Origin of the sequence: Pseudomonas sp. MIACH, from assembly GCF_001269925.1 — a bacterium.
In the GTDB taxonomy this organism is placed as follows: Bacteria; Pseudomonadota; Gammaproteobacteria; order Pseudomonadales; family Pseudomonadaceae; genus Aquipseudomonas.
Window position 1 is genome coordinate 46,035 of the sequence record NZ_LHVO01000054.1, and the last position, 18,685, is coordinate 64,719.

The 18,685-nt window shown below is 62.5% G+C and carries 15 protein-coding genes; all 15 read left to right on the forward strand.

The window, feature by feature from the left end:
- Window positions 1-36 precede the first annotated feature (36 nt).
- The 15 genes from AD670_RS22575 (at window position 37) to AD670_RS22640 (ending at window position 18,665) form a co-directional block, all read left to right on the forward strand.
- Window positions 37-1,554 (forward strand): TolC family protein, encoded by a 1,518-nt coding sequence (locus AD670_RS22575; protein ID WP_053137581.1) that lies wholly within the window; start codon window positions 37-39, stop codon window positions 1,552-1,554.
- The gene (locus AD670_RS31145) at window positions 1,538-1,732 is read left to right on the forward strand and encodes a hypothetical protein (RefSeq protein ID WP_177331618.1); all 195 of its coding nucleotides are present in this window, start codon (window positions 1,538-1,540) and stop codon (window positions 1,730-1,732) included. The genes AD670_RS22575 and AD670_RS31145 overlap by 17 nt, the downstream gene beginning before the upstream one ends.
- A gap of 9 nt (window positions 1,733-1,741) precedes the next feature.
- Complete coding sequence (locus AD670_RS22580; RefSeq protein ID WP_053137584.1) at window positions 1,742-1,987, forward strand: DUF2789 domain-containing protein; 246 nt, start codon at window positions 1,742-1,744, stop codon at window positions 1,985-1,987.
- A gap of 523 nt (window positions 1,988-2,510) precedes the next feature.
- Window positions 2,511-2,921, forward strand: coding sequence for a MarR family winged helix-turn-helix transcriptional regulator (locus AD670_RS22585; RefSeq protein ID WP_053137587.1), 411 nt, complete (start codon window positions 2,511-2,513; stop codon window positions 2,919-2,921).
- A complete protein-coding gene (locus tag AD670_RS22590; RefSeq protein ID WP_053137590.1) occupies window positions 2,918-4,996 on the forward strand; it encodes an FUSC family protein in 2,079 nt (692 codons plus the stop codon). Before AD670_RS22585 ends, AD670_RS22590 begins: the two co-directional genes overlap by 4 nt.
- A complete protein-coding gene (locus tag AD670_RS22595; protein WP_010214247.1) occupies window positions 4,993-5,202 on the forward strand; it encodes a DUF1656 domain-containing protein in 210 nt (69 codons plus the stop codon). The genes AD670_RS22590 and AD670_RS22595 overlap by 4 nt, the downstream gene beginning before the upstream one ends.
- Window positions 5,199-6,089, forward strand: a complete 891-nt coding sequence (locus tag AD670_RS22600; protein WP_053137592.1) for an efflux RND transporter periplasmic adaptor subunit — start codon at window positions 5,199-5,201, stop codon at window positions 6,087-6,089. The genes AD670_RS22595 and AD670_RS22600 overlap by 4 nt, the downstream gene beginning before the upstream one ends.
- Window positions 6,086-7,528 carry an efflux transporter outer membrane subunit gene (locus tag AD670_RS22605; RefSeq protein ID WP_053137594.1) on the forward strand — a complete coding sequence of 481 codons (1,443 nt, stop codon included), beginning with the start codon at window positions 6,086-6,088 and terminating at the stop codon, window positions 7,526-7,528. The genes AD670_RS22600 and AD670_RS22605 overlap by 4 nt, the downstream gene beginning before the upstream one ends.
- Window positions 7,529-7,623: 95 nt before the next feature.
- The gene (locus tag AD670_RS22610) at window positions 7,624-8,256 is read left to right on the forward strand and encodes a hypothetical protein (protein ID WP_053137597.1); all 633 of its coding nucleotides are present in this window, start codon (window positions 7,624-7,626) and stop codon (window positions 8,254-8,256) included.
- A 148-nt stretch (window positions 8,257-8,404) separates the two neighbouring features.
- Window positions 8,405-9,901: a YdgA family protein gene (locus AD670_RS22615; protein WP_053137600.1), complete on the forward strand. Its 1,497-nt coding sequence runs from the start codon at window positions 8,405-8,407 to the stop codon at window positions 9,899-9,901.
- A 298-nt stretch (window positions 9,902-10,199) separates the two neighbouring features.
- A complete protein-coding gene (pgaA, locus tag AD670_RS22620; RefSeq protein ID WP_053137603.1) occupies window positions 10,200-12,680 on the forward strand; it encodes a poly-beta-1,6 N-acetyl-D-glucosamine export porin PgaA in 2,481 nt (826 codons plus the stop codon).
- Window positions 12,681-12,692: 12 nt separating this feature from the next.
- Window positions 12,693-14,690: a poly-beta-1,6-N-acetyl-D-glucosamine N-deacetylase PgaB gene (gene pgaB, locus AD670_RS22625; RefSeq protein ID WP_053137606.1), complete on the forward strand. Its 1,998-nt coding sequence runs from the start codon at window positions 12,693-12,695 to the stop codon at window positions 14,688-14,690.
- A 2-nt stretch (window positions 14,691-14,692) separates the two neighbouring features.
- Window positions 14,693-16,033: a poly-beta-1,6-N-acetyl-D-glucosamine synthase gene (gene pgaC / locus AD670_RS22630; protein WP_053137608.1), complete on the forward strand. Its 1,341-nt coding sequence runs from the start codon at window positions 14,693-14,695 to the stop codon at window positions 16,031-16,033.
- 2 nt (window positions 16,034-16,035) lie between these two features.
- Entirely contained in the window at window positions 16,036-16,518 is a 483-nt protein-coding gene (gene pgaD, locus AD670_RS22635; RefSeq protein WP_053137611.1) for a poly-beta-1,6-N-acetyl-D-glucosamine biosynthesis protein PgaD, read from the forward strand.
- A 425-nt stretch (window positions 16,519-16,943) separates the two neighbouring features.
- Window positions 16,944-18,665 carry a ShlB/FhaC/HecB family hemolysin secretion/activation protein gene (locus AD670_RS22640; RefSeq protein WP_053137614.1) on the forward strand — a complete coding sequence of 574 codons (1,722 nt, stop codon included), beginning with the start codon at window positions 16,944-16,946 and terminating at the stop codon, window positions 18,663-18,665.
- Window positions 18,666-18,685 lie beyond the last annotated feature (20 nt).

The following is an 18,685-nucleotide window of genomic DNA, read 5'->3' on the forward strand; positions in this document are numbered from 1 at the left end:
CACTAATTTCGACGCAGGAACAGGGGCAGTACAAGGATGAATACACGTCATAAGGTGTTCGGCGCCAGCTTGCTGGTGCTGGCGATCAGCGGTTGCGCGGTCACCAGTGAGCCGATTGAGCGCAGTGTCAGTGAGCAACGCGCCCGCAATGATCTGCAAGGCATGTACAAGGATCAGGAACCCCTCAGTGGTCCGCTTACCCTGCACCAGGCCATGGCCCGCGCAGTGAAATACAACCTCGAAGGCCGCCTGAAGGTGATGGAAGAAGCCTTGGCCAAGCGCCAGTCGGACCTGTCCAGCTTTGACATGCTGCCGCGCATGGCGCTGTCCGCCGGTTACGCCGGGCGCAACAACACCAACGCCTCCAGCAGCCAGAGCGTGCGCACTGGCACCCAGTCCCTGGAGCCGTCGACCTCCCAGGACCGCGACCGCCGTGTGGCCGACTTGACCATGGTGTGGAACGTCCTCGACTTCGGCGTCAGCTACATCAGTGCCAAACAGCAAGGCGACCAGCGCCTGATCATCCAGGAGCGTCGGCGCAAGGTCATCAACACCATCGTCCAGGACGTGCGCTCGGCCTATTGGCGAGCGGTGGCAGCCGAGCGTCTGCTGACTCAGATTGACAGCCTGATGGTACGGGTCGACCAAGCCCAGACCGACAGCCAGAACATGAGCGAACAGCGTATCGGCGACCCGGTCCAGGCCCTTGGCTACCAGCGCTCGCTGATCGAAGCCACGCGCCAGTTGCAGGAACAGCGCCGCGCCTTGTCCCTGGCCAAGACTGAACTGGCGACCTTGATCAACCTGCCCATGGGCACTGACCTGAAACTCGCCACGCCGGACGATTACGTGGTGCCCCAGCTCAAGGTCAACCTGGCCAGCCTGGAACAGGAAGCCTTGGCCAATCGTCCCGAACTGCGCGAGCAGGACTACCAGACCCGTATCAGCGCCGCCGAAACCCGCAAAGCCATGCTGCGCCTGCTGCCTGGCCTGGAGTTCTCGGCCGGCGGCCACTACGACAGCAACTCGTTCCTGGTGGACAATCGCTGGGCCGACTACGGCGCCAAGATCACCTGGAACCTGTTCAACGTGATCTCCGCCCCGGCCGCCATCGACGTCGCCAAAGCCGGTGAAGAAGTCGCCACCGCTCGGCGCCAGGCCATGTCCATCGCGGTACTGGCGCAGGTCTATGTGGCCAACGCGAACTTCCAGGATGCCGTACGCCAGTTCAAGACCAACGAACAACTGGCCAATATCGACGGGCAAATCCTCACTCAACTGCGCAACCGCCACCAGGCGGCGGGCCTGGGCGAACTCGACCTGATCCAGGGCGAGCTCAACACCCTGCAAGCCGACCTGCGCCGCGACCTGGCCTACGCCGACCTGCGCAACGCCTACGGCCAGATCTTCGCCAGCGCCGGGCTCGACCCGCTGCCGGAACAACTGGACTCCGACCGCGTACAGACCATCGCCACGGCGCTGGCCAGCCGTGAGTCAGCCTGGGCCGCCGGCAACATTGTTACCGCACCGGTGCCGCGTGCCGTCGCCCACTAACCGGGTGGCGGCGCTGCGGGTGGACAACGGGCAGATCGTGATCATTGGTTCGCCCTACGGGCCACCCCCTCCCGCTGCGCTGGTACTGGACACCGGCGCGCTGTCGGCACCGCAGAGTGTCGAGCGATTGTTGGCCTGGCTGGCGCCTGAACTAGACTCTGGGAAATCCTCTTCTTAGGAGCCCGCCATGCAATCGCCCGTGCACAGCTTGCCGTCACTGTTCAAACAGCTTGGACTGCCGGATGACCCGATCAGTATTGATCAGTTTGTGACCACCCACTCGCCACTCAAGCCGGATCTTAAATTGGCAGATGCGTTTTTCTGGACAGACAGCCAGAAAGCGTTTTTGCGCGAGGAAATTTTGGACGATGCCGATTGGGCGGAAGTGGTGGATGAGTTGAATCTGATGTTGCGGGGTGGGCGAGGGGTGTAAAAAAATCTTTTGGAAATTGTGTTTTTGTAAAAAAAAAGGTGAGGAGTAAAAAAAATCTGGGTTTTGATCGCCTGAGTAATTTTTTCTGAGGTCGCGCGATGGCCTGGACATTTTGGACCAAAACCAGCGCCGCCTGGATGGCCAGGCCGCACAGCAATCCTGAAGCCGACGCCGATCCGATTGTGGGAGGGGGCTTGTCCTAATGCCAGTCAGTGAAGGCTTTTTGTAGGAGCGAGCTTGCTCGCGAAAAACTCATAGGCGCCGCGTTCATTCAGGAAGCCCGCGTTATCGTTGGCGTTTTTCGCGAGCAAGCTCGCTCCTACAGGAGGCCATGTACGCTTAACTGACTGTCCTTAGGGCAAGCCCCTCCCACATTCGTCCTGCGGTGTTGCCACTGAATCGCTCCACCCATCCGCTAAATTGTTTCAAAACTTGACGCAATTCGATCCCTCGGCCATATTGATAGTTAGCAAACTAACTGTATGCGAACTATCCAGTGCCTCAATCCCTCGAACAACTCCAGATGAACCTCAGCAGCAGCATGGTGGTGGGCGCCCGTAACTGGCGCAAAATCTGCCAGACCACGCTGGTCAGCTATGGCATCTCCGAAGCCTGCGCCGTGCCGCTGTTGATGATCGGTCGCTTGGGCGACGGGGTGCATCAGGTCAAAGTGGCCCAGGCGTCGGGGATGGAAAGCCCGTCGCTGGTGCGCCTGCTCGACCGGCTGTGCCATGACGGCTATGTGTGCCGTACCGAAGACATCCACGACCGCCGCGCCAAGGCCCTGAGCCTGACCGAGCGCGGTCGCGAGTTGGTGCAGGCGGTGGAGGTGCAGTTGGTGCGTCTGCGCCGCGAAGTGCTGGCGGACATTCCGACCGCCGACATGGAAGCGGCACTGCGCGTACTGCGGGCCTTTGAGGCGGCGACGCTTTGAACGGATTTTTCAGCGGCTTTCCGCCCGCCCGTGACTGGTTCTACGGCGTTCGTACCTTCGCCGCGTCGATGATCGCGCTGTACATCGCCATGCTCATGCAAATGCCGCGTCCTTACTGGGCGATGGCCACGGTGTATATCGTCTCCAGCCCGTTTGTCGGCCCTACCAGTTCCAAGGCCTTATACCGCGCCATCGGCACCTTGATGGGGGCGGCGGCGGCGGTGTTTTTTGTGCCGATGTTCGTGCAATCGCCGTACATCCTGGTGGTGGTGATCGCATTGTGGACGGGCACCTTGCTGTTCCTCTCCATGCACCTGCGCACCGCCAACAACTATGCCTTGATGCTCGCCGGCTACACCTTGCCGCTGATCGCCCTGCCAGTGGTGGATAACCCGCTGGCGGTATGGGACGTGGCCGAGGCGCGTACCGAAGAAATTTTCCTCGGTATCGCGGTCGCGGCGGTGGTGGGCGCGATGTTCTGGCCGCGGCGCCTGATGCCGGTGTTCGATGGCTCGGTGGCCAAGTGGTTCAGCGACGCCCAGGTCTATAGCCAGCGCTTTCTTTCGCGCAATGTGCAGCCGGAAGAAGTCAGCACCCTGCGCGGCGGCATGGTTGCCACCTTCAACACCCTTGAACTGATGATCGGCCAGTTGCCCCACGAAGGCGCGCGGCCGCAGACGGTGCGCAACACCAAGGAACTGCGCGGACGCATGATCCATCTGTTGCCGGTGATCGATGCGCTCGACGATGCGCTGTACGCCATCGAACACCGCGCGCCGCAGTTTCTCGACCGGCTCATGCCGTTGCTGGAAGCCAGCCAGCAGTGGCTGGAGAACACCACCGAAAGCGCACCGCTGGAACGCTGGCGCGCCCTGCGTGACCAGGTCGACGCCCTGCAACCCCACGGCGAAGCCCTGGATGACCGCCACACGCTGCTGTTTTCCAACGCCCTCTACCGCCTCGGTGAGTGGATCGACCTGTGGCAAGACTGTCGCAGCCTGCAAGCCGCCATCCAGTGCGAAAGCCAGGACACCTGGCGCGCCGTGTACCGCCACTGGCGCCTGGGCCGGCTCACGCCGTTCCTCGACCGTGGCCTGATGTTCTACTCGGCGTTTTCCACCGTCACCGCGATCATCGTCGCTTCGGTGCTGTGGATTCTGCTGGGCTGGACCGACGGCGGCAGCGCGGTGATCCTGGCAGCGGTGGCCTGCAGCTTTTTCGCCTCGATGGACGACCCGGCACCGCAGATCTACCGGTTCTTTTTCTGGACCGCCATGTCGGTGCTGTTCGCCAGCCTCTATCTGTTCCTGGTACTGCCCAACCTGCATGATTTCCCGATGCTGGTACTGGCGTTCGCCGTGCCGTTTATCTGCATCGGTACGTTGACCGTGCAGCCGCGTTTTTACCTGGGCATGCTGCTGACGCTGGTGAACACCTCGTCGTTCATCAGCATCCAGGGCGCCTACGACGCGGACTTCCTCAACTTCGCCAACGTCAACCTGGCCGGGCCCGTGGGCCTGCTGTTCGCCTTTGTGTGGACGTTGATCGCACGGCCCTTCGGCGCCGAACTGGCGGCCAAGCGTCTGACCCGGTTCAGCTGGCGCGACATCGTCGGCCTGACCGAGCCCGCCACCCTGAACGAACACCGCTACCTGGCGGTGCAAATGCTCGACCGCCTGATGCAGCACCTGCCGCGCCTGGCGTTGATCAATCAGGACACCGGCAGCGCCCTGCGCGACTTGCGCGTGGCGCTCAACCTGCTCGACCTGCTGGCCTACTCGCCGCGCATCCTCGGCGTCCCGCGGGTACTGCTCAACCAAGTGGTGGAAGGTGTGGGCGGTTACTTCAAGGCCTGCCTCAAGGCGGGTGAACGCTTGCCCGCGCCCAGCGGTCTGCTGATGACCCTCGACCGCACGCGCCGCGCCCTCAACGGCCAGGGCCTGCAAGACGAAGACGATACCCGCCTGCACCTGCTGCACGCGCTGGCCGGCCTGCGCCTGGCGTTGTTGCCGGGTGTGGAATTCATTGGCGGCACGGAGATGGAAGCGCCGCTACCCGATGGAGCGCCTTTATGATCGGTGATCTGGATATCAGCGGGGTGTTCCTGCCCACGCTGCTGGTGCTGATGGGCATTACGTACGTGTTGTTTCTGGTGGTGCACGGGCTGTTGACCCGACTCCACTTCTATCGCCTGGTCTGGCACCGGGCATTGTTCAATGTGGGGCTCTACGCGCTGTTGCTGGGCGCGGTGGACTCACTCAGTCGATACCTGATGACATGAAAAAACCTTTTTTGACCATCGGCCGTGTAGTCCTGACGTTGTTGATCGTGAGCTTCGCGGTCGTCGTTGTGTGGCGCATGGTCATGTACTACATGTTTGCCCCCTGGACCCGTGACGGCCACATCCGTGCCGACATCGTGCAGATCGCGCCGGACGTGTCCGGGCTGATCCAGCGCGTCGATGTGCGCGATAACCAGCTGGTGACCAAGGGCCAGGTACTGTTTGCCGTGGACCAGGACCGCTTCAAGCTGGCCCTGCGCCAAGCCCAGGCCGCCGTGGCCGACCGCCAGGAAACCCTGGCCCAGGCAAGCCGCGAGTACAAGCGTAACCGTGGCCTCGGCAACCTGGTGCCCAGCGAGCAACTGGAAGAAAGCCAGTCCCGCGTTGCCCGCGCCCAGTCGGCCCTGGCCGAAGCGCAAGTGACGGTGGATTCGGCCCAACTCAACCTCGACCGTTCGGTGATCCGCAGTCCGGTGGATGGCTACGTCAACGACCGCGCGCCGCGTACCCAGGAGTTCGTCACCGCCGGGCGGCCGGTGCTGTCGGTGGTGGATAGCAACTCGTTCCACATCGACGGCTACTTCGAAGAGACCAAGCTCGACGGCATCCACGTCGGCATGGGCGTCGATATCCGTGTGATCGGCGACAACGCCCGCCTGCACGGCCATGTGCAGAGCATCGTCGCCGGTATCGAAGACCGTGACCGCAGCAGCGGCTCGAACCTGCTGCCCAACGTCAACCCGGCGTTCAGCTGGGTGCGCCTGGCCCAGCGGATTCCGGTGCGCATCGCCTTTGACGATGTACCGGCGGACTTCCGCATGATCGCCGGGCGTACGGCCACCGTATCGATCATTGGCGACAAACCCAATGAGGGAGCCCAGCCATGAAGCAGCTTTGGGCAACCGCTGCGCTGGGGTTGTTGCTGTCGGCCTGCCAAGTGGTGGGGCCGGATTACAAGCTGCCGCAAACGTCCGCCGTCAACCGCAGCGACCTGCAAGGGCAACTGGCGGGTGAGGGCAACAACGTGGTGTCGGCGCCGGTGCCGGCCGACTGGTGGAAGCTCTACAAAGACCCGCGCCTGGATGAACTGGTGCACCAGGCCATGGCCTCCAACACCGACTTGCGTGTGGCCGCTGCCAACCTGCAGCGCTCGCGTTACCAGGTGCAGCAAGCCGAGTCCGCCGGCGGCTGGAGTGCCGGCGCCAAGGCCGAGGCCCAGCGTCTGCAGGAATCCGGTGAAGCATTCTTGCTGACGGAAAAAGTCCCGGTATCGAACATCGGCAGTGTCGGTATCAGCACCTCTTACCAGTTCGACCTGTTTGGCACGTTGCAGCGCGGCATCGAAAGTGCCCAGGCCAGTGCCGACGCGGCTCAGGCTGCCGCCGATATTGCCCGCATCACGTTGGTGGCGGATGTGGTGCGCTCCTACACCCAGGTCTGCGCCGCCAACGAAGAACTGGCGATTGCCAACGAGTCCCTGGAGCTGCAAGCCCAGAGCACCAAGCTGACCCAACGCCTGCGTGATGCGGGCCGTGGCGATGAAACCCAGGTCACCCGCTCGCAAACCCAGTACAAATCCTTGCGCGCCGACATGCCGCGCTACGAAGCGGCGCGCCAGGCCGGGCTGTTCCGCCTGTCGATGCTGCTGGCCAAGCCAGTGGACCAACTGCCGGCGGGCACCGGCACCTGCGCCGAGCTGCCGCACATCGCCCAACTGTTGCCGGTGGGCGACGGTGCGGCACTGCTCAAGCGTCGCCCCGACGTGCGCCAGGCCGAACGCCAACTGGCCGCCGCCACTGCGCGTATCGGCGTGGCCACCGGCGCGTTGTACCCGGACATCGCCATCGGCGCCACGGTGGGCACCGTGGGCCTGCTCGACAACCTCGGCCAGCCCGCGACCAACCGCTGGGGCTTCGGCCCGATGATCAGTTGGACGCTGCCGACCAACGGCGCCCGTGCGCGCATCCACGAGGCCGAAGCCGCGACCCAGGGCGCCCTGGCGCATTTCGACGGGGTGGTACTCAACGCCATCCGCGAAACCCAGACCGGCCTGGCGCAATACACCGCTGTGTTGCAACGGCGCGAGGCGCTGGCTGACGCCGAGCAATCGGCCCAACAAGCGGCAGACCAGACCCACCGGTTCTTCCAGGCCGGCCGCGAATCGTTTCTCGCCGACCTGCAAGCCACCCGCACCTACACCGCGATGCGCGCGCAACTGGCGGCGGCGAACACTGAGGTTGCCATGAGCCAGATCGATCTGTTCCTGGCCCTGGGCGGCGGCTGGGAAAGCGGACGAACGCAAGCGTCACAGCCCGGCAAACCCTGAGCGAATGACTATGCTTTGTCAGGTGGAGCGCACTGCGGTTTGACGGGCAGGTGCTCCCCTGACACTGCTCGCGTTTGCTCATGGGGATTCCAATAATGAAAAACCCTTATGCTCCCGCTTTCTGGTGCGTGCTCTTCGCACTGGTGTTGTTATCGGCCGCGTATTTTTACGGCGTCATGCTCTCCCATCAACTCGACAAGGCCATGGTGTTTCTCGACAGCGCCTGCCTGGTGATCGGCTCCTTGTCCATCGGCGTGGTGGCCTGGGCGTCCTACCAGAACCAACGCGTGAAGAAAAAACTCCTCGAACAAGGCAAGACCCGCGTGGCGATCTGGGACACCAAGGTCGCGCTGCGTCGGGTCGAAACCGTGTTCGACCGCTATTTCTGGGGCAGCTATTGGCAGCCGGGGCGTACCTTCCAGGAAGTCATGGGCGACCTCACCGGCACGCCCTTGGAAAAAAGCCTCGAAATCCTGAAAAAACAGTGTGTGTTGCTTGATCGGCAGGTCGCCGATGGCAGGCATTGGCTCAATAACGCGCGGGAATTATCTGACGTTGCCACCCAGATGGCCCGTGAGCGCTACCAACTGGACTTCTGCGACCCCAAGTCCGACACCCCCGGCAATGCAGTCATACACCGCGAGTTTGAGGTGCTGGTATACACCTGGACCGCACGCCTGAAGACCTTCGACCACCAGCTCGACGAGATCGAATTGGAGTATTCGTGAACCAACGGCGCGCCTGACCCCTCTGAGAAAGCTGGGCCGTTCGCGGCAGCCAGTGCTAATCTTCCCCCGTTTTCGGCGGGCTTGAGCCAACCCCAACAGGGTTCAAGGAAGACAGCCCACTTCTCACAGGATTTGATCAGGTCACTTCATGAATAAGCCAGCAGTCGTTCTTTTGGGTTTTGTTGTCGCCGTAGGCGTCGTCAGTGCAGGCGGCGCCTGGTACACCGGTAAACAACTGGAGCCGGTGCTGCAAACCGCGATCCAGAACGCCAACAAGGAACTGCAGACGTCCATGGCGGGCGTCGACGGCACCGTGGCCCTGGAGCTGGTGTCCCTGGACCGTGGCGTGTTCAGCAGCACCGCCCATTACCGCTTGAAAGGCCAGGGTTCGGTCTTCGGCGAAGAAAACCCTAATCCGGAATTGCTCTTCGTCGACCATATCGAACACGGCCCGCTGCCGTTCTCGCGCCTGGTGACGCTCAAATGGCTGCCGGTCATGGCCACCAGTCACTACGAACTGGAAAAGAACGCCACCACCGAGAAGTGGTTCGCCGCCGCCAAAGACGTGTCGCCGCTCAAAGGCGTGGCCAATATCGGCTATAGCCGCTCGGTCAACGGCAACATCGAGTTGCTGCCCCTGGAGTTCAAGGACGCCGCAGCGTCGGCGAGCTTCTCCGGCGCCAACCTGAACTTCGACAGCACCGCCGAAGGCCAGAAGGTCAAGGCTGACGGCTTCATGAACAGCTTCAAGATCGCCGGGCAGGATGGCAAGGGCGAACACTTCGAAGCTGAATTGTCTGGTCTGACCATCGCCAGCAATCTGGAAAAATCCACCTTTGGCTTCTACACCGGGCAAAACACCGTTGAGCTGACCGACAGTAAGTTCACCTTCGGCCCGCAGAAAGCCGTACTGACCGTCAAAGGCTTCGAGCAGAAAGACTCCAGCGAAACCAAGGACAACAACCTGGCCGGCCGTGTCGACTACAAGATCGACGAGATCGGTTACCAGGGCAAACCCGTGGGTTCGGCGGCCATGGCCCTGAGCATGAAGAATGTCGACATCCCGGCCATGCTGGTGCTGACCAAGCTTTACCAGGACAAGATGCAGCCGGTGCAAGCCGCTGCCGCAGCCGGCGAGCCCGCACCTGAGTTGCAACTGACCGAAGCCGAGCAGGCCCTGGCCGAAGCGAACGTCAACCAGGTACTGGCCGCCAAGCCGCAAGTGGCGGTGGAAAACCTGTCCCTGAAAACCACCCATGGCGAAAGCAAGTTCAACCTGCTGGTGGACCTGGCCAAGCCGGCGTCCATGGAGCTGCCGCCGGTTGAACTGGGCAAGCAGATGATTGCCCTGCTGGATGCCAACCTGACCCTGTCCAAACCGATGATAGGTGACGTTGCCGCCCTGCAAGCGCAACTCGGTGGCGTCACCGACCCGAAAGCCATCGAGCAGCAGTCGCAGATGGCCGCTGAGATGGTCAGTGGCATGGCGGTTGGCACCCAGTTGGCAACCCTGGTCGGTAGCGACGTGGTGTCCAAGTTGCACTACGCCAACAATGAAGTGACGTTCAACGGCCAGAAGATGACCGTCGAGCAGTTCATTGGTTTTGTGATGGCCAAGGTCGGCGCGGTCAGCGGCGCGCAGTAAAGATTTTGCCATCGCCCGGAAATAAATAATGGGGGCGCGGGAGTGCCCGCGATAGGGGTCAAACAGTCGGCGCCCGTGGCGGCTGCCAGCCGTTATCGCAGGCAAGTCCGCTCCCTCGTTCACATTTCAGGCGGCTGGCCAATTCTGAACAATTGTTCTGAATTGGTCTTTTTCCTACTTTCCTAAGAGATAGTTCGCATAGGAAAGCTAGGCCGGGTCATTAGACGCCGGCACCCTGCAGCAATTCGCTCAGGACCACCTATCGTTACAGCTTTCCTTGTGTAAGGAAGCTCACGATATGTTGCGAAACCTACCACTCAGTGCATCAGGCCGGTTGCGACTGCTCATCGGTGCAGCCTTATGCAGCCAATTGCTGATGCCCGCCTTCGCCATGGCCGATCCGGCCTACGACGCCCTGATCATCCAGGCGCGCAACGGCAACTTCACCCCCGCCCTGACCCAATTGCGCCAGTTGTCTGCCGAACGCCAGACGCCAGGCCAGGTCAGCGATCATCTGGTGATCGCCGGTTGGGCCGGCCAGGACGCCGAAGTGTTGAAGGTGTACGAGGCTCAGGGCAAACATATCAACCTCAGCACCCAGGCGCTCGCCACCGTCGCGCGTACCTACCGGAACCAGAAGCAATGGGCCCAGGCCGAGGCGGTCTATCGCCAGGCGCTGCTGCGCGAACCGAATAACGTCGACCTGCAACTGGGCCTGGCGCTGACCCAGGCCGATGGCGGCAAGGCTGACGAGGCGGTGCAACGCACCCGAGCATTGGTCGCCGCCAAGCCCGATGACCCCAACCGCCGCATGGCCCTGGGTTATGCGCTGACCCGTGCCGGCTTGAACTACGACGCACTGTTCGAGTTCGACCAGGCGTTTATCCGCGCCGGCGACAAGCCTGACGTCGCCCGCGAATACATCGTCGCCCTGCAAAAGGCCCGCCTGCCGGAAGCCGCATTGCGCCTGTCGGCCCAGCGTCCTGGCCTGCTGGACCCGGTGACCCAGCGCCGCCTGGAAGGCGACCTCGCTGCCGAGCGTGTGCGCATGGCCGAGTTCGCCACCCGCAGCGAAAAAGAACGCTACGTGATTGCCGACCGCGCCCTGGCCGATTACGACAAACTGCTCGCCCGCTGGACCCCGGACGCCACCGCCCATGACGATGTGGTGCGCTGGCGTATCGACCGCCTGGGAGCACTCAAGGCCCGTGCGCGTACCGCTGAAGTGATCCGCGAGTACGAAGTGCTTAAGGCCGAAGGTGTGCAACTGCCGACCTACGCCGTGCGCTGGGTGGCCGCGTCCTACCTCGACCAGCGTCAGCCGGAAAAAGCCGAGCCGCTGTATCGCCAGGCCCTGAGCGCCACCGACGCCGAGCCCGATGATCGGGTCGAAGACACCACCGCGCTGTTCTACGCCTTGCAGGAAAGCGATAAAGCCGAGGACGCCAACGAGGTCGCCAAGGGGCTCGCCAACAGCCAGAACCCGCGGGTCGAACTCAAGGGCTTGCCCATCGGCAACCCCAACGACGCATGGATGGACGCCCAGCAACTGTCGGCCCAGGCCGGCGTCTACGGCGGCGACCTGCCGGGCAGCGAAGCCGGCCTGGAAGCGCTGGTGGCAAAAGCCCCCGGCAACGTCGGCCTGCGCCTGGCCCAGGCTGACATGTACCGCGCCCGTGATCTGCCTCGGCGCGCCGAAGGTATTCTCAAGGAAACCGAAGCCCAGGCCCCGCGCGACACAAACCTGGAAGTGAGCCAGGCCTACACCGCCATGGACCTGCAGGAGTGGCGCCAGCTCGACGTGCTCACCGATGACGTGGTCGCCCGTAACGGCGACAACCGCCAGGTCCAGCGCCTCAGCCGCCTGCGCGATGTGCATGACATGGCCGAACTGCGCGTGGAGGCGTACACCGGCAAAAGCTTTGGTGGCGGCAATGACAGCGAAGCGGGCGCCGTCGCGGGTAGCCGCGATTGGGGCATCGAGAGTCGCCTCTACACCCCGCCCATCGACGAAGACTGGCGTGTGTTCGCCGGCGCCGGCTACGCCAAGGCCGATTTCAGCGAAGGCACGGGCCAGCATCGCTGGCAGGTCGTGGGTGTGGAGCGGCGTACCCGCGACATGACCATTGAAGCCGAGGTGTCCAACCACTCCTACGGCGATGGCTCCAAACAAGGCGCCGCCGTGTCGATTGCCCGCGACATCAACGACAACTGGCAATACGGCGGCAGCCTGGGCTACCTCCTGAGTACCACGCCGCTGCGGGCATTGAATGACGGTGTCACGGCCAACGGCGGCAGCGGCTTTATCCGCTGGCGCGCCAACGAAAGCCGCGAATGGAAACTGACCCTCAGCCCCTCCCATTTCAGCGATGGCAACGACCGCTTCGAAGCCTTGCTCAGCGGTCGCGAAGGCCTCTACAGCTCGCCGAAAGTGCAAGTGGACCTGGGCCTGGAAGTCGGCGCCAGCCGCAACAGCAAGGAAGACACGGTGTACTTCAACCCGAAGTCGGATTTCACCGTGTTGCCCGTCCTCAACATCAACCATGTGCTCTATCACCGCTACGAGACCCAGTGGAGTCAGCAGTTCCAAATCGGTGCGGGTACGTATAGCCAGCGGGATTATTCCACCGGTGGCATCGGTCTGGTGGGCTACGGCCAACGCTTTCGCTGGAACGACGTTCTGGACGCCGGCGCCAACCTGAGCCTGATCAGCCGACCTTACGACGGTGATCGCGAACGCGATCTGCGCCTGCTCGTCGACCTCACTTACCGTTTCTAAAAGAGCCTGACCATGACCTTCCTCAGCCGTTGCTTGTTGGTTCTGGGCGTATTGCTGGCCAGTGCCTGCGCCCAACAACCCGCACCTTTCACTCCACCCGCCGAGCGGCCGACACCGGCCAACGAAGTGGCGTGGCCGAAAAACCACTTCCTGGGCATTGCCTACCATGACGTGTCGGACCGCGATCCTGACCAGGCCGTGGTGGCGGTGCGCACCGAGCGTTTGATCGAACAACTGGCCTGGCTGCGGGAGAACGGTTACCAGGCGGTCAGCGTTGACCAGATCCTGGCCGCCCGGCGTGGCGGCCCCGCGTTGCCGCCCAAAGCCATCATGCTCAGCTTCGACGATGGCTACTCCAGCTTCTACACCCGCGTGATGCCGATCCTGCGTGCCTATCACTGGCCGGCTGTGCTGGCGCCAGTAGGCTACTGGATCGACACGCCGATGAACAAACCGGTGGACTTCGCTGGCTCGCCACGACCACGCGGGGAGTTCCTCACCTGGCAGCAGATCCGCGAAGTGTCCCAGTCCGGCCTGGTGGAAATCGCTGCGCACACCGATGCCAGTCACACCGGGATCCTGGCCAACCCCCAGGGCAACCTCGAGCCGGCGGCGACCTCGCTGCGCTATGACCCGGCCACGGGCCGCTATGAAACCCAAGCGCAGTTCCAGGCGCGGATCCGGGCGGACGTCGCGGCGATCACCCACAAGATCCAGACCGTGACCGGCAAGAAGCCTCGGGTATGGGTATGGCCGTACGGCGCCGCCAAGGGCACTTCCCTGGCGATCGTCGGCGAGCAGGGCTACCAGATGGCCCTGACCCTGGAAGACGGTCTCGACAGCTCCGATGACTTGATGAACAGCCCACGCTTCCTGGTGGCCTCCGACCCGGACGGCGAACATTTCGCCAACAGCATCGTCGCCGTGCAAACCCCGGCACCGCTGCGGGTGCTGCATGTGGACCTGGACAACGTCTACGACCCGGACCCGGCCCAGCAAGCGCGCAACCTCGACCAATTGGTGCAGCGCGTAGTGGACATGGGCGCCGGTACGGTGTTCCTGCAAGCCTTCGCCGACCCCAAGGGTGATGGCCTGGTGCACGAGCTGTACTTCCCCAACCGTCACTTGCCGGTGCGCGCCGACCTGTTCAACCGCGTCTCCTGGCAGTTGCACACCCGTGCCCATGCCGCCGTGTATGCGTGGATGCCGGTGTTGAGTTTTGCCCTTGACCCCAAGCTGCCCCGCGTAACGCGCTGGGACCCGGAAACCGGCAAGGTCGGCACCGACCCGGACCAATACAAACGCCTGTCGCCGTTCGACCCGCAGGTGCGCAAGATCATTGGCGAGATCTATGAAGACCTGGCGCGCAACAATGCCATCGACGGCGTGCTGTACCACGACGACGCGGTGCTCTCGGACTTCGAAGACGCCAGCCCCGCCGCGCTCAAGGCCTATGCCGCCAACGGCCTGCCGGGCAGCATCGAGGCCCTGCGCGCCGACCCTGCGGTGATGCAGCGCTGGACGCGCTTCAAGAGCCGCTACCTGATCGACTTCACCAAAGAGCTGACCGCCAAGGTCCACGCCATCGGTGGGCCGCAGGTGCTGACCGCGCGCAATATCTTCGCCGAGCCGATGCTCAACCCGGCGAGCGAGGCCTGGTTCGCCCAGAACCTCGATGATTTCCTCCAGACCTATGACTGGACCGCGCCGATGGCCATGCCGCTGATGGAAGGCCAGGAGTACAAGACCTCCAACGCCTGGCTGGAGAAGCTGGTGGCGACGGTCAAGGCGCGTCCGGGTGCGTTGCAACGCACTGTATTTGAACTGCAGGCCAAAGATTGGCGCACCAAGGCCGCACCCGATATCGGCGGTGCGCAGATGGCTGAATGGATGGGTGTGCTCAAGCGCCAGGGGGTCACGAGTTTTGGTTACTACCCGGACAACTTCCTGGAAAACTCCCCGGACCTGAAGACTGTGCGTCCGGCCCTTTCCAACCAATGGAACCCTTGACCATGTTCGACAGAATCCTGGCTTTATTCGTGCTGGCACTGGTATTAGGCGTGCCCCTGGGCCTGATCTTCCTGGTCACCGGGCAGTTCCTGATGGACTTCGTGTTTTTCTACCCGCTGTTCATGTCGGCACTGTGGATCGCCGGCGGTTTGTACTTCTGGCTGCACTGGGAGCGCCACTGGCCCTGGGACGAAGACACCCCGGCGCCAACCCTGGCCGGCAACCCGCTGATCTCGATCATCATCCCTTGCTACAACGAAGGGGATAACGCCGCCGACACTATCCATGCGGCACTGGGTCAGCTGTACCCGAACATCGAAGTGATCGCCGTCAACGACGGTTCCAAGGACAACACCGCCGCCGTCCTCGATGCCCTGGCACTGGAGCATCCGCGCCTGCGGGTGCTGCACCTGGCGCAGAACCAGGGCAAGGCCGTGGCCTTGCGCATGGGCGCCGTGGCCGCGCGCAGCGAATACCTGGTGTGCATCGATGGCGATGCGTTGCTGGATAAAAACGCGGCGGCGTATATGGTCGCGCCGATGCTCGACAACCCACGCCTGGGCGCCGTCACCGGCAACCCACGTATCCGCACACGCTCGACCTTGATCGGCCGCGTGCAGGTGGGTGAATTCTCCTCGATCATCGGCTTGATCAAGCGCACCCAGCGTGTATTCGGACGGATCTTCACGGTGTCCGGTGTGGTGGTGGCGTTCCGTAAAAAGGCGCTGGACCGCATCGAGTACTGGAGCACCGACATGATCACCGAGGACATCGATGTCAGTTGGAAGCTGCAACTCGATCACTGGAGCATCTTCTACGAGCCCCGCGCCCTGTGCTGGATCCTGATGCCCGAGACCGTCGGCGGCCTGTGGAAGCAACGCCTGCGTTGGGCCCAGGGCGGTGCCGAAGTGCTGTTCAAGAACATCCGTGGCATCTGGCAATGGCGCCACCGCTACCTTTGGCCGCTGCTGTTCGAATACTGCCTGTCCACCGGTTGGGCCTTTACCTTTATGTTGTCGGTGATCTTCTGGGGCGTGGGCAAATTCATCCCGATGCCACAGGCCATTGCGGTGGACTCACTGATGCCACCGGCGTTTACCGGACTGGTGCTGGCGATGGTGTGCCTGTTGCAGTTTGCGGTGAGCATCCTGATCGACCGCCGCTACGAGAAAGACCTGTGGAAAACCCTGTTCTGGACCGTGTGGTACCCGATGGTGTTCTGGCTGGTCAGCCTGTTTACCACCCTGGTCAGTTTTCCCAAGGTGCTGTTCAACCAGCACCAGAAACGTGCGCGCTGGGTCAGCCCGGATCGCGGTATCAAACCGGCTGAAGAGGAGGCGTGAGCATGAAACTGGTCAGAACTCGCCAAAGTACCGTGATGTGGATCATCGACGTGATCCTGACCTTGATGGCCTGGGCCGGACTGGTCTGGCTGCTGGCGCGCGGGATCAGCTCGATGCTGGACACCCGCGGTGGCCCACGCATCGAGGCGCCGATCTTCGCGGCGCTCAATACCCTGCAGATCTACCTGTGGATCGCGTTGTTCAACGCCGTGATCCTGGTCACCTGGGCACGCTACCAGCAACGCAAGGGGCGCAAGTTCGCCCAACGCCGCGCCGAGGCCAAGGCCCTCACCGACCAGAACCTGAGCGACAGCTTCAGCCTCGCCGAGGGCGACCTGGAGCAACTGCGCCGGCCTGGCGTGCTGGTGATCCACAACGACGAAGACGGCGGCGTGTCGGAAGTCAAAGCCCACGTCTCCCGCGACGTGGAAAAACCAGGCTTGACCCTCGTGCCTGGCGCGTCTCAGAACAAAGACGCCAGCTAAGGCTGTAAACCCAATCCAATGTGGGATTCACTGTAGGGGCGAGCTTGCTCGCTCCTGCAAAAGCCTTAACTGAATGGCATTAGGGCAAGCCCCCTCCCACATGGGGCTCTCACCCTGCCAATACCGGTTATTGCGATCCAATTCACAAAACCCCCGCGAACTTATCGGCTTTTTTCGGTACTAACTTATCTCGGAAAGAACTTGATGGCCAAATAATGGCAATTCCAAGTTCTCCGACGAATAGCCATCAAAACAGCTGCCGCCTGTCGGACTAATACTTGGCGCTAAAGCTAGGCAGTCTGTTTTATTGTTATTAATCAATTAGTTGCGTGATTAACTAGTGCGCAAGTGCAACTAACCCAGTTTCTTGGGCTGGCGCACTTTCGATGTTAGTTTCCCGGCCCTTGAATTTCGACGGATCGAACATGTCTTTGTTATTGCCACGGACTCGGTATTTTCTATGCACTTTGCTGCTCGCTTATTTGAGCGCAAACAGTGCCTTGGCCGCCCCTACGCCGGGTGATCAGGACCTGATCCGCGACCGGCAGAACCGCCTCCTCGAAGAGCAGCGCCGGCGCCTGGAAGAACTCCAGGACCTGCCCGGCAAAAGCAACCAGCCACAGGCCCCGGCACAGCCTGCGGACACACGTTGTTTCCCCATCCAGGACATCGAGCTCAAGGGCGCCGACAGCCTCTCCGCTGCCGACCGTAACCGCCTGCTTAAACCCTATATCGGCCAATGCCTGGGCGTTACGCAGCTCAATGAACTGCTCAAGGTCATCACCGACGACTACATCGCCAAGGGCCGCGTCACCAGCCGTGCCTACTTGCCACAACAGGACCTTTCCAGCGGCCATCTGCAAGTGCTGGTGGTCGAAGGCAAACTCGAAGGCATAAAGGGCGCCCAGGGCAGTACGGTCACCGACCGCGAGCTGGCCATGGCGTTTCCCGGCAAGGTCGGCGAGGCCCTCAACCTGCGCGAAGTCGAGCAACTGGTGGATCAACTGAGCCGCTTGCCGTCCAAGCAGGCGCAAATGGAACTGACCCCCGGCACCCAGATCGGCGGCAGTGAAGTGTTGGTCAAGAACCAGCCGCAAAAGCCCTGGCGCGCCAGCCTGTCGCGCAATAACGACGGCCAGAAAAGCACCGGCGAACAGCAGTGGGGCGCCGGCCTTGAGTGGGATAGCCCGCTGGGCCTGGCCGATCAACTGATCCTGCGCGGCGGCCACGATGCCATCAGCGACCACCAGAAAACCTCGAAAAACAGCATGCTCTACTACAACGTGCCGTGGGGCTGGTGGAACTTCAGTTACACCTACAGCGAGAGCGAGTACCGCACGCCGGGCGACCTTGACGGCTACAAGTACAAGCAAACGGGCGACAGCCAGAACCACCAGCTGCGTGCCGAGCGCGTGGTGCATCGCGATGACGTGAGCAAGACCTCGGTCAACGTCGGCCTGACGCATCTGCGCACCAACAACTACTTCAACGACGAGCGCCTGGACGTCAGCAGCAACCGCCTCAGCGAGTTCCAGGTGGGCATCAACCACGGGCGCCGCATCGGCAATGCCTTCGTCAACCTGGATGTCGGCATGCAGAACGGCACCGGCGCCTTTGACGCCCAAAAGGATGACCAGGAACGCATCCGCGGCAACCTCACCCCAACCCCGCGCTACCGCAAATACACCGCCACCGTGAGCTACCTGCAACCCTTCACGCTGTGGGGCGAATCGTTGAGTTTTTCCAGCCTGGCCACCGGACAGCGCAGTGAAGACGTGCTGTACCCGGCGCAACGCATGAGCCTCGGCGGCTCGTACTCGGTGCGCGGGTTCAAGGACCAGCAACTGACCGGCGACAGCGGCGGCTACTGGCGCAACGAAGTGCGCTGGGCACGCCCGGTGACCCTCGACTGGATGCGCCCGGCCTTTGCCGAATACGGCGCCAGCGTCGGCTATGACCAGGGCGTGATTCGCAACGATCGCTACAACGATGACCAGCACGGCAGGGTGTCGAGTAATTCCCTGGAGCTGTTCGCCCGCGGCAAAAACGTCAGCACCAGCGTGACCTTTGCCCACTCCCTGGAGCGACCTGGCGTGATGACCGAGCGCGAAGCGCCGATCTATTTCCGCCTGGATTTCTACCTGTAATTCAACACCCGCAGCCTTTG

Bases quoted from the DNA above. Each gene is read 5' to 3' on its own strand.
- AD670_RS22575 (WP_053137581.1), top strand. From the start codon at position 37: ATGAATACACGTCATAAGGTGTTCGGCGCCAGCTTGCTGGTGCTGGCG.
- AD670_RS22580 (WP_053137584.1), top strand. From the start codon at position 1,742: ATGCAATCGCCCGTGCACAGCTTGCCGTCACTGTTCAAACAGCTTGGA.
- AD670_RS22585 (WP_053137587.1), top strand. From the start codon at position 2,511: ATGAACCTCAGCAGCAGCATGGTGGTGGGCGCCCGTAACTGGCGCAAA.
- AD670_RS22595 (WP_010214247.1), top strand. From the start codon at position 4,993: ATGATCGGTGATCTGGATATCAGCGGGGTGTTCCTGCCCACGCTGCTG.
- AD670_RS22600 (WP_053137592.1), top strand. From the start codon at position 5,199: ATGAAAAAACCTTTTTTGACCATCGGCCGTGTAGTCCTGACGTTGTTG.
- AD670_RS22605 (WP_053137594.1), top strand. From the start codon at position 6,086: ATGAAGCAGCTTTGGGCAACCGCTGCGCTGGGGTTGTTGCTGTCGGCC.
- AD670_RS22610 (WP_053137597.1), top strand. From the start codon at position 7,624: ATGAAAAACCCTTATGCTCCCGCTTTCTGGTGCGTGCTCTTCGCACTG.
- AD670_RS22615 (WP_053137600.1), top strand. From the start codon at position 8,405: ATGAATAAGCCAGCAGTCGTTCTTTTGGGTTTTGTTGTCGCCGTAGGC.
- pgaA (WP_053137603.1), top strand. From the start codon at position 10,200: ATGTTGCGAAACCTACCACTCAGTGCATCAGGCCGGTTGCGACTGCTC.
- pgaB (WP_053137606.1), top strand. From the start codon at position 12,693: ATGACCTTCCTCAGCCGTTGCTTGTTGGTTCTGGGCGTATTGCTGGCC.
- pgaC (WP_053137608.1), top strand. From the start codon at position 14,693: ATGTTCGACAGAATCCTGGCTTTATTCGTGCTGGCACTGGTATTAGGC.
- pgaD (WP_053137611.1), top strand. From the start codon at position 16,036: ATGAAACTGGTCAGAACTCGCCAAAGTACCGTGATGTGGATCATCGAC.
- AD670_RS22640 (WP_053137614.1), top strand. From the start codon at position 16,944: ATGTCTTTGTTATTGCCACGGACTCGGTATTTTCTATGCACTTTGCTG.